The following is a 13,696-nucleotide window of genomic DNA, read 5'->3' on the forward strand; positions in this document are numbered from 1 at the left end:
TGAACACGAAATCGTGAACGACGCCGATCCCCTGTAGGAGCCCGGCTTGCCGGCGAAGGCGGCGGCACATTCAATAGATGTGCTAGCTGACAGACCGCTTTCGCTGGCAAGCCAGCTCCTACAGGGGATCTTCTGTGAACACGAAATCGTGAACGACGCCGATCCCCTGTAGGAGCCCGGCTTGCCGGCGAAGGCGGCGGCACATTCAATAGATGTGCTAGCTGACAGACCGCTTTCGCTGGCAAGCCAGCTCCTACAGGGGGCGGGACCTCGTCGGTGAACCGGGCAAACTGCTCCACCCTCACACCATCGACGGCGGCTCGAACGCCGTGACCGGGGGCAACGCCTGATCCCACTTGATGATCTCCACCGAGGCGGTTTGCGCCGAGCAGCCTTGGGACAGGCTTGAAGCCCCGATGTCGGCGGTGATCATGTTCGGGTTGCCATGTTTTTCCAGGCTGTTACGCTCGCCAGGCACCCACGGATCGAACCAGGCGCCGGTGGCGATCTGCACCACGCCCGGGCGAATCCCGTCCGAGACAATCACCCCGGCCAGGAACGCGCCACGCTCGTTGAACACCTTGACCACGTCACCATCGACCAGGCCCCGGGCACGGGCGTCCGCGGGGTTGAGGGTCAGCGGCTCACGCTGGCGGATCTTCGAGGAGCGGCTGTAGGCGCCGTGATCGTATTGACTGTGCAGGCGGGTTTTCGGCTGGTTCGACAGCAGTTGCAACGGGAACGACGCCAGCGGTTTGTCCAGCCACACCGGATGACCGGGGCAATCGGCGTAGCCAAAGCTGGCGATGCGTTCGCAGAAAATTTCGATGCGTCCCGAAGGTGTCGGCAGCGGATGGGCGTCCGGGTCTTTGCGGAAGGCGCTGAGCAATACGGTATCGGTGTCCGGATAAGCGATGTCAAACAGGCCGTCGCGCCAGAAGGTGTCGTAGTCCGGCAGTTCGATCCCGTGCTCCTGCGCCCTGCCCCGGGACTCGTCATAGGTGAAGCGCAGCCAGGCTTCGGCATCGCGGCCTTCGGTGAAGGCGTCGCTGAAACCCAGGCGCTGGCGATATCCGCCAGGATCGAATAGTCATCCCGGGACTCCCCCACCGGCTCGATCGCCTGGTGCATCGCGATCATGAAACGGTCCGACGCGGAGCTGCCGATATCGTTGCGTTCCAGGGCCGTCGTCGCCGGTAACACAATGTCCGAGTACTTGGCCTGGGCGGTCCAGAACTGCTCATGCACGACGATGGTTTCCGGCCGCTTCCAGGCCTCCAGCAAACGGTTGAGATCCTGATGGTGATGGAAGATGTTGCCCCCGGCCCAATAGACCAGGCGGATGTGCGGGTAATGCAACGGCTTGCCGTTGTAGTCGAACGGCGCGCCCGGGTTAAGCAGCATGTCGGTCACCCGCGCCACCGGGATGAAATCCTTGACCGGATTGACCCCTTGGGGAAAACGCGGCCCGGAAAACGCCTTGCGCCCGCTGCCGGTGTTGTTCATGCAGCCGTAACCCAGGCCGAAACCGCCGCCGGGCAGGCCGATCTGCCCGAGCAGCGCGGCCAGGGTCACGGTCATCCAGAACGGCTGTTCACCGTGCACCGACCGCTGCAGGGAATACGCAACGTTGATCAGGGTGCGCTGGCAAGCCATGCGCCGCGCCAGGTCGATGATCTGCTGCGCCGGAATGTCGGTCAGGGCCTGGGCCCACAGCGGGTCCTTGGGCTGGCCGTCGGCATGGCCGAGCAGGTATTCGCGAAAGGTCTCATAGCCGACGGTGTAGCGCCGGACGAAGTCCTCATTGTGCAAACCTTCGCTGACCAGCACGTAGGACAACGCCAGCATCAACGCGGTGTCACTGCCGGGACGAACCGGCAGCCATTGAATGTTTTGCGGCCCGGTCAGATCGTCGCGCAATGGGCTGATGTTGACGAACTGCACGCCGGCCTCGGACATCTCATCCAGCGCGCGGGAGAGCAAATGCTCACTGGCGCCACCGGGGCTGGTCTGGGCGTTTTTTGCCGGCAGGCCACCGAAGGCGACGAACAGTTCGCAATGCCGGGCCAGGTTTTTCCATGAGGTGTGCGCGGCCAGCAGCCAGTCCATGTTGCCGACGATGTGCGGCATCAACACCCGCCCGGCGCCCAGGCTGTAGCTGTCCATGCTGAACACATAGCCGCCGAACTGATTGAGGAAACGGTGCAGCTGGCTTTGCGCATGATGAAACCGCCCGGCGCTGCCCCAGCCGTAGCTGCCGCCAAAAATGGCCTGGTTGCCATGCTCGGCCTTGACCTGTTTCAGCTGCCCGGCAACCAGGTCCAGGGCGACCTCCCACGACACTTCGACGAAGGGTTCCTGGCCGCGCAGCTCAGGATGAGAACCCGGCTCTGCGAGATAACTGCGACGCACCGCCGGGCGCAGGATCCGCGTCGGCGAGGTGATGGCTTCGGGAATCGAGGCACCGATGGGCGACGGATCCGGGTCCCACTCCACCGGAGTCATCGCTTCCAGCTTTCCGTCGACGACCTGCGGGCGGTAGGCCCCCCAATGCATGGAAGTGAAACTCATGGTGCGATGGATTCCTTATAAAATGTGAGATCTTTTAGCTTAGAGCCAGGCACAAATCTCCCACATTGGATACTCGTTGTTTCGCCAATAGTGTTCTGGCATTCAACCCACGCTTACCAGCTCTCCCCCAACCCGAGCAGGCCCATGATCTGGCGTCGCAGGTCCACCAGATAAGGGTCGTCGCGATGCCGCGGATACGGCCGTTCGATGGTCAGTTGCGCCTTGATCGCCGCCGGTCGGTCACTGAACACGATCACCCGATTGGCCAGCAGCAAGGCTTCTTCGACATCGTGGGTCACCAGCAGCGCGGTGTAGCCCTGGCGCTGCCACAAATCGATCAGCTCTTTCTGCATGGTGATGCGGGTCAGGGAATCCAGCTTGCCCAGCGGCTCGTCGAGAATCAGCAGCCGCGGCTCGTTGACCAGCGCCCGGGCCAAGGCCACACGCTGGGCCATCCCCCCTGACAGCTGACGTGGATAAGCGCGGGCAAACTGGCTGAGGCCGACTTTTTCCAGGGCGGCATCGACCTTGGCCGAATGGGTTTTCAGCAGGCCCTGGGCTTCCAGACCCAGCGCGACGTTGTCCCAGACCCGGCGCCAGGGGTACAGCGTCGGGTCCTGGAACACCACGACCCGACTCGGGTCCGGGCCGGTAATCGCCACGCCGTCCGCCAGCAACCGGCCGGAATCGGCTGGCTCCAGCCCGGCCACCAGCCGCAGCAAGGTGGACTTGCCGCATCCTGAAGGCCCTAGCAAGGCGACGAATTCGCCAGGGGCAACGTCGAGGAAAACCCGCTCCAGCACCGGCAAGTGCTGACCGTCCAGGGCGAACCCGTGACTCAGATTGTCGATGCGCAGGGCCAGCCCTGCCGACGCCGTTGTTGTTTGTGCCAGGGCTACCATTTCATCGCTCCTTTTTGCCACGCCAGCAACCGGTTACGGACCAGGAACAGCGCGGAGATCAGCCCCGAGCAGGCCAGTGCCATGATCAACAGCGCCGCATACATATTGGCGTAGGCCGCCCAACCCTGGGCCCATTGCAGGTACCAGCCGATGCCGGCCTTGACCCCCATCATTTCCGCGACCACCAGGGTCGAGAACGAAGCGCCCAGCCCCATGAACAGACCCACGAACACGTGGGGCAAGGCCGCCGGGATCGCCACTTTGAAAATCAGGAAGCCCTGCTTCGCGCCCAGGGTCCGGGCCACATCGTAATACGCCTTGTCGACGCTGGCCACGCCGGACCAGGTCAGCACCGTCACCGGGAACCAGGTCGCCAGGGCGATCAGAAATACACTGGCACTCCAGCTGGTGGGAAACAGGAAGAAGCACAGCGGCAGCAACGCCGTCGAGGGCACCGGCCCGAGAATGCGCAACACCGGGTGCAACCAATAGCCGATGCTGGTCGACCAACCGATGGCGACCCCGGCGACAAAACCGGTCGCGGCGCCCAGCGCTACGCCTGTGCCCAGCAGCAGCGCCGAATGCAGCAGGCTCTCGACCAGGCGCGGCCAGTCTTCGACGTACACCGCGAGCAAGGCTTGCGGCGGTGCGAAAAACGGCACCGGCAACAAGCCCAGCTTGGCGGTAAGCAGCTCCCAGACAGCCAACAGGAGCGGCAATGCGATCAACCAGGCGCCAGCTGCCCGAATGCGCGTGGCGACTTGTGCCGACCAGCGACCGACGAGCCCCAGCAGACCGATCAAGACCGCCATCGCCATACACAGATTCGCCAGACCCTGGGTCATCGGCCAGACTCGCGTGGCGTTGGGCCAATAACTGATCAACAGCGCCACGCCACCCACGCCGTCACCGCCATCGCGCCCTGGCGCCAGACCTTGAAAGCCCGCGGCGTCCCCGCGGCGGCCAGTGTCGAAACCTCAGCTGAAGACATCGGCGGTGATCTCCTTGGCGAACTCGCCGGCGTCAGTGCTCTGGCGAATGACTTCCACGGTTTTCAGGTCGCTGACGTAGGTGGTGATTTCCTTGGTCAGCAGCGCGCCCACGGCGTGATGGCCGTGGGTGTGGTCGTGCAGGATGGCCTCGACTTCTTCGACCGAAGTGTTCAGGGCATAGGCCTGGAAACCCTTGGCCACGGCCTGGGGATTTTTCACCGAGTAATCGTGGGCCTCGAGAATCGCCTGGGTCAGCGCCGCCGCCACACGTTTTTCCTCGCGCACCAGTTTACCGGTCACGCCAACCACGCAGCAGCTGAGGTTGGCGTACTCCTCGACCAGGTTGGTGGACAGCTCCCGGGCCTGGCCGGCCTTGATCAGGCGGTACATGAACGGGTCGCTGCCACTGATCGCCTGGACTTCACCACGCTCCAGCGCCGTGCCCAACAGGTCGGCCGGGAACAGTCGCCAGTCGACATCGCGCACCGGATCGATGCCGTGCTTTTTCAACAGGATCGAGAAGAAATTGCGGTCCGGGCTGGCCATGTCGGTGACGCCGATGGTCTTGCCCTTGAGGTCCTCGAGCTTGTGCACGTCACCATTGACCGCACTGAGCAAACGCAGGCAACCACCGTGGGTACCGGCGGTGAGCTTGACGTCGAAGCCCTGCTCCAAGGCCTTGAGCCAGCGCAGCGCCATGCCGACGCCGGCATCGGCCTTGCCGGTGGCGATGGCTTCGAGCAGGACTTCGGTGGAGTTGCCAAAGTTGACCAGCTCGACATCGAGGTTGTGCTTCTTGAAAAATCCTTGCCCATGGGCGATGACCACCGGCGCCAGGCACACCGCATTGAGGTTGACCGCCAGCTTCAGCGCCCGCGGCGCGTCCAGACGGATAAACTCGCCAGTGCCGCCGGGCTCGCTGGCGCCCGGGGCAGCATGTCCAGCGTGCTCATCGGTCGCCCAACTGGCGCGCGGCAATGACATCAGCAACGGACTCGCCAGGGCGACGCTGGCCAGGCCCAGCAGGTGACGACGGGTCAAACGATCAAAAACAGCCATGCAAATATCCCTTTGATTGATGGAGGTACTAGTCCTTCAGCCCGGCCAGCCCCAGATGCTCACGCAAGGTCGAGCCCTCGTAGGCGCGGCGGAACAAGCCCTTGCGTTGCAAATGAGGAATCACGCTCTCGACGAATTCGCTGAACGAGCCCGGCAGGTAAGCCGGCGAGATCACGAAGCCGTCGCAGCCTTCGCCCAGGAACAGCTCGGCCAGTTGCTCGGCGATTTGCGCGCCGGTGCCCACCAGCTGCGGCACGCGCACGCTGCTGGCGAAAATCCGTCCCAGTTGCTCGAGGGTGGTTTCCGGGCCCTGCATCAGCAGCTTTTCGGCGGCGGCCGGATGGATCAGTGGCGACCGGGCGATCTCGGCCAGGGTTGCGGATAATGCAAACGGCGACAGGTCGACATTGAGTTGCGAGGCCAGGGTGACCAGCCCCAATTCGGGACGGGCCAGCGCATTGTGCCGATCGCGCTTGGCCCGCGCTTCGGCTTCGCTGCCGCCAATGAACGGCATGACCGCCGTCAGCACTTTGCAGCTGTCGGCTTCACGACCCTGCTGCGCTACTTGGGCCCGCACGTCATCACGGAAAGCGCGCATGGCGTTCAAGTGCGGATGAATGGTGAAGATCGCCTCGGCCCAACGCGCACCGAAACGCCGGCCACGACCGGAGGAACCGGCCTGGATCAGCACCGGTCGTCCTTGTGGCGTGCGCGGAATGTTCAATGGGCCTTCGACCTTGAACCACTCGCCCTGGTGTTGCACCGAGTGAATCTGCGACGGATCAGCCAGCACCCCGCTTTCCCGATCCAGCTTCAGCGCGTCCGGCCCCCAGCTGCGCCACAGCTTCAACGCCACTTCGACGAACTCGTCGGCGCGGTCGTAACGCAGGTCATGCTCCAGGTGCGTGTCCTTGCCGAACAGACGCCCTTCGCTGTCGTTCATCGAGGTCACGATATTCCAGGCCGCACGGCCCCTGGACAGGTGATCCAGGGTGGCGAATTCCCGGGCGATATGCGCCGGTTCGTAATAGGTGGTGGAACGGGTAGCCCCCAGGCCCAGCTTGCGGGTCTGGCCGATCAGGTAAGACAGGATCGGCAGAGGGTCCAGCCGTGTCGCGTCCTGGGCGCCGTAGCGCAAGGCCAAGTCCCGGGAGCCGCCCATCTGGTCACCGACGGCAAGGCGATCGGCGAAGAACAGAAAGTCGAACAAACCCTCCTCCACGACTTTCGCGACACGCGCGTAGTACTCGGGCTCGAGGTAGTTGCCGACGGTTTCCGGATGACGCCACACCGCGTGGCTGTGGACGACAGGGCCGGTCAGCAAAAAGGCGGACAGGTGAATTTGACGACTCATGGCAACGCCCCCTTACTGCGCCTTCGGCGTCCAGACAGCGATGTCGGATACCTTCAACGGCTTGGGCGTCAGCTTCGCCGCGTAATAGGTGTCGGCGATGCGTTGCTGCTCGGCCAGTTCATCGACCTTGACCGGGACGATGTCGTAGCTGCGGCGGGTGTTCGCCAGCTCCACCGTGGCCGGGGGAATGTTGCCCCACAGCGGCCCGAGAATCTTCGAGGCTTCTTGCGGGTGGGTTTTGACCCACTGCCCGGTCTCGCGCAGGGTATCGAAGGTGACTTGCAGCACGTCCGGGTGCGCCTTGGCGAACTTCGAAGTCGCCAGGTAGAAACGGTTGTAGTTGGCGACGCCGTCCTTGCCATCGGCCAGCACGCGCACGTGATGATCCAGCTGCTGGGTCGCCAGGAACGGGTCCCAGATGGCCCAGGCATCGACACTGCCGTTGGCGAATGCCGCGCCGCCATCCGGTGCTTCGAGGTAACGCGGGGTGATGTCGGCAAGGGTCAGTCCGGCTTTTTGCAACGCCGAAATCAACAGGAAGTTGCTGCCCGAGCCCTTGGACACCGCGACCGTCTTGCCCTTCAGATCAGCAACACTGCGGATCGGCGAGGTGTCCGCAACGATGATCGCCTGGGCGCTGGACGATGGATTCTCCCGGGCGTAATAGGTCAGTGGCGCATCGGCCGCCTGGGTAAACAGGGCAAAGGCGTCGGCGACGTCGGCATGCAAATCGACACTGCCGGCGTTCAGGGAGCTGAGCAGGCCGGTACTGAATTCATGCCAGTTGACGGTAAAGCCGAGGGGTTTGAGGCGCTCCTCCAGCTGGCCGTTCTGCTTGAGCAGAATCCACAGGGTCGAGGAACGCTGGTAGCTGATATCGATGGCTTGCTGAGCCTGGGCCCCGGCTGCGGCGAACAGCAGGCTGGCGGCGACGATGAGTTTTTTCAACTTCATGAAAGACCTTGGAGTGGGTTGGTTCGAAGAGGCCAAGCAAAAAACCGGGTCAGCCGTGTTGCTTCCAGCGAGGTTTCGAGGGAGAGCCAGAAAGTATTTTGATTATATTAATGATCAATAATTATGAAAGAATCATATAATTATATGGTTATGCCGGTTGCGTCGGACGGTGTTGAACGGCTTCGCTACCTGCCCGACCGATGGGGCAAAGAAGTTCGAAGCCGCGGGTCTTGAGATTCAAGGCTTGGGGCCGGCCCGGTCAGAGTTTGGCGATCGAGACCTCGGTGGACTTGACGAAGGCAATGACCTCGCTGCCGATCTTCAATTCAAGGTCACGCACCGAGCGGGTGGTGATCACTGAGGTGACGATGCCCGAGGCGGTTTGCACGTCGATTTCGGAGACCACTTCGCCTTCCACTATTTCCTTGATGACGCCCTTGAACTGGTTGCGTACGTTGATCGCTTTGATGGTCATGGTGAGGCTTCCTGTCTGGTGTTGGGCAAATTCGCACTGCTGTGCAGGCCTCTAAGGTGCACCTCCCCGGATGACATTAAAAGGAATAAATAACGATTTATTTATTCCTAAATGGAATATTGAAAACTCCTAAGCTAATTCTAAAAAGTTACTTATAAAATATTTTTAAGAACCATATGCTTCATGGCAGATAGCCCTACTTTTTTCTGCGCAATAGCGAGCGTGCCATGTCCAAGCCCAGCAAAAACCCTGCAGCGAAATTCCGTCGTCCACTGCTGACCGGCCTGGCCGTGGCGCTGGCCCTGTCCTTCACCCTGGGGGCGCAGGCCCGGGAAACGGTGCGCATCGGTTACCAGAAGTCATCGACGCTGATCACGCTGTTGAAAACCCAAGGCACCCTGGAAAAAACCCTCGGGCAGAACAACATCGATGTGAGCTGGCATGAGTTTTCCAGCGGCCTGCCACTGCTGGAGGCGCTGAATGTCGGCAATGTCGACATCAGTGCCGACGTCGCCGACACCGTGCCGATTTTCGCCCAGGCCGCGCAGGCCAAGTTGACCTACTTCGCCCAGGAAGCGCCCTCGCCTTCAGCCCAGGCCATCGTCGTGCGCAAGGATTCGCCGCTGCAGCAGCTATCGGACTTGAAAGGCAAGAAAGTCGCAGTCACCAAGGCGGCCGGCTCCCACTATTTGCTGATCGCCGCCCTGAAAAAAGCCGGTCTGCAATTTTCCGACATCGAGCCGGCCTACCTGTCGCCCGCCGATGGCCGCGCGGCGTTCGAGAACAACAAGGTCGACGCCTGGGTCACCTGGGAACCCTTCCTCACCAGCGCACAACGTCAACTGCCGACGCGCACCCTGGCGGATGGCGCAGGCCTGGCCAGTTACAAACGCTATTACCTGACCAGCACCCCCTACGCCAAGGCGCATCCCGAGGTGCTCAAGCTGGTTTACGAGCAACTGCACAAGACCGGCGAATGGGTGAAAACCAACCCCGCTGAAGCGGCGAAAATACTCAGCCCGTTGTGGGGCAATCTGGATGTGGCGACCGTCGAGACCGCCAACACCCATCGCAGTTATCAGGTGCAACCGGTGAAGGGCGATCAGTTGGGTGAGCAGCAGAAAATCGCCGATGCGTTTTTTGCCGCGGGGCTGTTGCCCAAGGCGGTGGATGCGAAGGATGTCGAGATCTGGAAGCCTTAGATAATTATCGATTCTTACTAGTAAAAAAAAAGCGGAAACCCATTAATGGGTTTCCGCTTTTTTGTACCTGGTACCTGGCCAACTGCTCTTTACCGCCTATCCGGATCGATAACGGCGGACGCGACAACATCCTCTTGTATGATGCCTCGCTTCAAGAACGGCCCGTGATCGCAATCGTCGAGGAGTATTCATGGATAGGCTTTACCGGACGTCCCGCAAGGGAGTGTCCGCACCACGGTTCACGCTCAATCTTCTGGCCTTGGGCCTGCTGCTGGCCGACACCGCGCAGGCCGCCGACACCGAACTCCCGGCGCTGACCGTGACGGGCGAAGACACCTCTGGCTACCAGGCCCATAGCGCCTCGGTCGGCGGTTTCGACGCCTCGCCATTGCTCGATACGCCGGCCTCGATTTCAGTGGTCACCGAAGCCTTGATCAAGGATCGGCAGGCCCGCCTGCTCAGCGAAGTCCTGCAGAACGATGCCTCGGTGGGTGAGAGCTACGCGCCGGTCGGCTACTACGAAAACTTCGTCGTGCGTGGCTTCTCGCTCAACTCCGCCAGCAGCTACAAGATCAACGGCCGCACCATCACCGGCGAGCAGAACGTCGGCCTGGAAAACAAACAACAGGTGGAATTGCTCAAGGGGCTTTCCGGCTTGCAGAGCGGCGTCAGCGAGCCCGGCGGGCTGGTCAACTACGTGACCAAGCGGCCGGCCGACGTGCGTTCGGTCACTGTCTCCACGGACGACCGTGGCAGCGGCTACCTGGCCACGGACGTGGGCGGATTCTTCGGCAATGAACAGCAGTTCGGGCTACGCGCCAACGTGGCCCATGAAGAGCTGCATTCCTATGTCGAACACACTAATGGCCAGCGCGACTTCGCCTCCCTGGCCTTCGACTGGAACATCAGCCCCGATGCCCTGCTGCAACTGGATGCCGAGTACCAGACCAGGGAACAGCGCGCCGCACCGGGCTATCAATTGCTTGGCGGCACCCGCCTGCCACACCACGCCTCGCCGAAAAAACTGCTGGCCCACCAGAGCGGCTCGAAACCCGTCACCACTGATGCGCTGAACCTCAACGGCAACTTCGAATATCGCTTCAGCGACACCTGGAAAGGCAATATCAGCGCCTCGCGCAGCCGGGTGGTGATCGATGACTACAGCTCTTTCGCCTGGGGTTGCTACGGTTCCGCCAGTTGCGCCAGCGCCGCGGTGCCCAACTACTTCAGCCCCGAGGGCGACTACGACATCTACGACTTCCGCAGCCCTGACGATACCCGCCGCAATGACGAGGTACAGGCTGCCTTCACTGGCGCCTTCGACACCGGTGGCCTCGGTCATGAACTGAGCGTAGGCACCAGCGCGTTTCGCCGCGTGGTGGATAAACGCGACACCATCAACGTGATGATCGGCAGCGCCAATATCGATAGCGAACCAGCAGATTTTCCGCGCTACGACGGTCCGCTCAACGACGCCTATCGACGCCTGGACAGCCGCCAGTACGGGCTGTTCTTCAATGACCGGATCAGCTTCAACGAACAATGGCAGACCGTGCTCGGCGGGCGTGAAGTGCGCCTGGATGAAGAGACCTTCGACAGCCAGGGCGAGACCACCCGGCATACCCAACGCTATGTGTTCCTGCCCCAGGCCGCGCTGATCTACAAGCCGCTGCACAACCTGGCGCTGTACACCCGCTACAGCAAGGGCTTGTCCCTGGGTGGCGAAGCGGCGTGGTTCACCACCAACGCCTTTGAAATCCTCGCGCCAACCGTGTCCCGGCAGATCGAGGCGGGCATCAAGTACGACTGGCAGCGCATCAGCCTGGCCGCGGCGCTGTTCCAGATCCGCCAGGCGTACCAGTACTCCCGGCCCAATGACGACGGCACCTTCACCTTCACCCAGCAGGGCGAACAGAAGAATACCGGCCTGGAACTCTCGGCCAATGGCTGGGCCAGCCAGCGCCTGCAGATCGCCGCCAGTGTCGCGGCGATCCGCGCCCGGGTCAGCGACAGCGGCACGCCGGCCTATGAAGGGCATCAGGCAATCAATGTGCCGACGCTGCGCGCCAGCTTACAGGGCGACTACGCCCTGCCCGGGATCGATGGCCTGGCCCTGCTCGGCGGGGTGCAATACAGCGCCAGCAAATACGCCAATCGCCAGGGTGGGGTAGAGACCGGGGCCTACGCCATTTTCAATCTCGGCAGCCGCTACAGCACCCGCATCGACGGTTACGACACGGTGTTCCGCCTGACCGTGGACAACCTGTTCGACAAGCGCTACTGGCGTGACGCCGGCGAATACCTGGGCGACGGCTACCTGTTTCAGGGTGCGCCGCTGACGGCCCGGTTGAGCGCCTCGATCAACTTCTGATGGTTGCGCCACGAAAAAATACTGGACCGTTGATCGCCATGATCGACTACCATGCCGGCCGCCGGTTTCCACATGGGATTAATAGGGAATCCGAGATGCCCGACACGGCATCAATCGGAACTGCCCCCGCAACTGTAGGTGCTGAGCCTGCTCCTGAACTGCCACTGGGATCACTCCCGGGAAGGCTGGAGCCAGGCGATGACGCATCAGTCAGGAGACCTGCCGGCCAAGCAAATCACTAACCGGCGGGGTGTCCGGGAAGGACATCCTTGCGCCGTGCGTCACCTCCGGTGAGTGCTACGTCCGTGCTTTAACGGCAGCGTTCGATGATGTGTTTCCAGGCCGTGCCCCTGCTCCGAGTACGGTCAACTGGAGATTGCGTCATGCTGCTGTCACGCCTTGCCACCCTCGTCACCGCCCTGGGTCTGTCCACCCTCGCGCATGCGGCCCCGACCCACTATCCCCTGACGGTCGAGAACTGCGGCAGCAAGCTGACCTTCGAGCAAGCGCCGAGCCGCGCCGTGACCATCGGCCAGGCCGGCACCGAAATGCTCTACGCCATGGGGCTTGGCCCCACGCTGGTCGGCACCTCGCTGTGGTTCAACGATGTGCTGGCCACGTACAAGACCGAGAACGACCGGATCCAACGCCTGGCCGATAACGAGCCGAGTTTCGAGGCGGTGATCGGCAAACGCCCGCAACTGGTGGCCGTAGAACTGGAGTGGATGGTCGGCCCGCAAGGCGTGGTCGGTACCCGCGAGCAGTTTCACGAGCTGCAGATCCCGACCTACCTGATGCCCTCCGACTGCGAAGCCAAGGACAATCTGGTCGGCGCCGACGGCACACGCCTGGAGGCGTTTCGCATCGACAGCATTTACAAGAGCATCAGCCAATTGGCCGAGATCTTCGATGTGCAGGAACGTGGCCGGCAGTTGAACGACGAACTCAAGGCCAGCCTGGCGAAGTCTGTCGCCACGGTGCGGAACAAGGACCTGAAGCACACCAGTGCGCTGTTCTGGTTCTCCAGTGCCAGTCTGGATATCGACCCTTATGTCGCCGGCCACAAAGGCATTCCCGACTTCATGCTCAACACCCTGGGCGTGCGCAACGTGGTGCAATCCAACGAAGAATGGCCGACCGTCGGCTGGGAAACCATCGCCAAGGCCAACCCGACTTTCCTGGTCATCGCCCGCATGGATCGCCGTCGTTTCCCCGCTGACGACCATCTGCAGAAACTGGCATTCCTGCGCAGCGACCCGGTGACCCGCAACATGGACGCGGTGAAAAACAACCGCATCATCATCCTGGACGCCATGGCCATGCAGGCCAGCGTCAGAATGTTCGACGGCCTTGAAACCCTGGCAACGGCCATCAACGGCTATGACTTGCCAAAATGACCAGGACGTTGATTCGCACATTCCTGGCCGCCGTGACCCTGCTGCTGGCCGTCATTGCCGGTGTGGCCATCGGTGAAACGCCCATCGCCCCGGGTGTGGTGGTCCAGGTGCTGGCCAATAAACTGTGGGCTGCCGGTCATGTCCTCGACCCGATCGACGAAGGCATCGTCTGGAATTATCGCCTGACCCGCGCGCTGGTGGCGGCGGCCTGCGGTGCGGGCCTGGCCACTTGCGGGGTGATCCTGCAGTCGCTGTTGCGCAATCCGCTGGCCGACCCCTACCTGCTCGGCATCTCCGCCGGCGCCTCGACGGGCGCGGTACTGGTGGCGTTGCTGGGCCTGGGGGCGGGGCTGATTTCGCTGTCGGTCGGCGCGTTTGCCGGGGCTGTCGCCGCCTTCGCCGTGGTGGTGCTGTTGGCC

At 62.3% G+C, this 13,696-nt stretch carries 9 protein-coding genes, 2 pseudogenes and 1 riboswitch; of the genes and pseudogenes, 4 read left to right on the forward strand and 7 right to left on the reverse strand.

The genetic code is table 11. The annotated features are described in order from the left end of the window. Window positions 1-301 precede the first annotated feature (301 nt). From BZ163_RS01975 to BZ163_RS02005, 7 genes and pseudogenes are all read right to left on the reverse strand, one after another. Window positions 302-2,571, reverse strand: a pseudogene (locus BZ163_RS01975) (molybdopterin guanine dinucleotide-containing S/N-oxide reductase). Window positions 2,572-2,684: 113 nt separating this feature from the next. After that, entirely contained in the window at window positions 2,685-3,473 is a 789-nt protein-coding gene (locus BZ163_RS01980) for an ABC transporter ATP-binding protein (RefSeq protein WP_128869578.1), read from the reverse strand. Continuing rightward, window positions 3,467-4,464: pseudogene (locus BZ163_RS01985) on the reverse strand (ABC transporter permease). Before BZ163_RS01985 ends, BZ163_RS01980 begins: the two are co-directional and overlap by 7 nt. Next, complete coding sequence (locus tag BZ163_RS01990) at window positions 4,451-5,524, reverse strand: ABC transporter substrate-binding protein (protein WP_128869579.1); 1,074 nt, start codon at window positions 5,522-5,524, stop codon at window positions 4,451-4,453. Before BZ163_RS01990 ends, BZ163_RS01985 begins: the two are co-directional and overlap by 14 nt. 28 nt (window positions 5,525-5,552) lie before the next feature. Continuing rightward, on the reverse strand, window positions 5,553-6,878 hold the full coding sequence (locus BZ163_RS01995) for an LLM class flavin-dependent oxidoreductase (protein ID WP_128869580.1): 1,326 nt from the start codon (window positions 6,876-6,878) through the stop codon (window positions 5,553-5,555). A gap of 12 nt (window positions 6,879-6,890) precedes the next feature. Then, window positions 6,891-7,832 carry an aliphatic sulfonate ABC transporter substrate-binding protein gene (locus BZ163_RS02000; RefSeq protein WP_128869581.1) on the reverse strand — a complete coding sequence of 314 codons (942 nt, stop codon included), beginning with the start codon at window positions 7,830-7,832 and terminating at the stop codon, window positions 6,891-6,893. A 259-nt stretch (window positions 7,833-8,091) separates the two neighbouring features. Continuing rightward, window positions 8,092-8,307: a molybdopterin-binding protein gene (locus BZ163_RS02005; RefSeq protein ID WP_059404251.1), complete on the reverse strand. Its 216-nt coding sequence runs from the start codon at window positions 8,305-8,307 to the stop codon at window positions 8,092-8,094. 227 nt (window positions 8,308-8,534) lie between these two features. On the opposite strand from BZ163_RS02005, the gene BZ163_RS02010 reads away from it, so the two are divergent. The 4 genes from BZ163_RS02010 to BZ163_RS02025 all read left to right on the forward strand — a co-directional run. After that, a complete protein-coding gene (locus BZ163_RS02010) occupies window positions 8,535-9,509 on the forward strand; it encodes an aliphatic sulfonate ABC transporter substrate-binding protein (protein WP_128869582.1) in 975 nt (324 codons plus the stop codon). Between the two features lie 190 nt (window positions 9,510-9,699). Further along, window positions 9,700-11,880, forward strand: a complete 2,181-nt coding sequence (locus BZ163_RS02015; protein WP_128869583.1) for a TonB-dependent siderophore receptor — start codon at window positions 9,700-9,702, stop codon at window positions 11,878-11,880. A gap of 45 nt (window positions 11,881-11,925) precedes the next feature. Next, a riboswitch (cobalamin riboswitch) is annotated at window positions 11,926-12,122 on the forward strand. Between the two features lie 141 nt (window positions 12,123-12,263). After that, complete coding sequence (locus BZ163_RS02020; protein WP_128869584.1) at window positions 12,264-13,277, forward strand: ABC transporter substrate-binding protein; 1,014 nt, start codon at window positions 12,264-12,266, stop codon at window positions 13,275-13,277. Beyond that, window positions 13,274-13,696: iron chelate uptake ABC transporter family permease subunit (locus tag BZ163_RS02025; protein WP_143510999.1), on the forward strand; the 423-nt coding region annotated here is incomplete at its 3' end. The genes BZ163_RS02020 and BZ163_RS02025, both read left to right, overlap by 4 nt.

It is taken from the genome of Pseudomonas sp. VI4.1 (assembly GCF_002029345.1).
Classification (GTDB): Bacteria; Pseudomonadota; Gammaproteobacteria; order Pseudomonadales; family Pseudomonadaceae; genus Aquipseudomonas.

Excerpts from the sequence above, each read along its gene's own strand:
- BZ163_RS01980 (WP_128869578.1), bottom strand. The coding sequence starts at position 3,473 with ATGGTAGCCCTGGCACAAACAACAACGGCGTCGGCAGGGCTGGCCCTG.
- BZ163_RS01990 (WP_128869579.1), bottom strand. The coding sequence starts at position 5,524 with ATGGCTGTTTTTGATCGTTTGACCCGTCGTCACCTGCTGGGCCTGGCC.
- BZ163_RS01995 (WP_128869580.1), bottom strand. The coding sequence starts at position 6,878 with ATGAGTCGTCAAATTCACCTGTCCGCCTTTTTGCTGACCGGCCCTGTC.
- BZ163_RS02000 (WP_128869581.1), bottom strand. The coding sequence starts at position 7,832 with ATGAAGTTGAAAAAACTCATCGTCGCCGCCAGCCTGCTGTTCGCCGCA.
- BZ163_RS02005 (WP_059404251.1), bottom strand. The coding sequence starts at position 8,307 with ATGACCATCAAAGCGATCAACGTACGCAACCAGTTCAAGGGCGTCATC.
- BZ163_RS02010 (WP_128869582.1), top strand. The coding sequence starts at position 8,535 with ATGTCCAAGCCCAGCAAAAACCCTGCAGCGAAATTCCGTCGTCCACTG.
- BZ163_RS02015 (WP_128869583.1), top strand. The coding sequence starts at position 9,700 with ATGGATAGGCTTTACCGGACGTCCCGCAAGGGAGTGTCCGCACCACGG.
- BZ163_RS02020 (WP_128869584.1), top strand. The coding sequence starts at position 12,264 with ATGCTGCTGTCACGCCTTGCCACCCTCGTCACCGCCCTGGGTCTGTCC.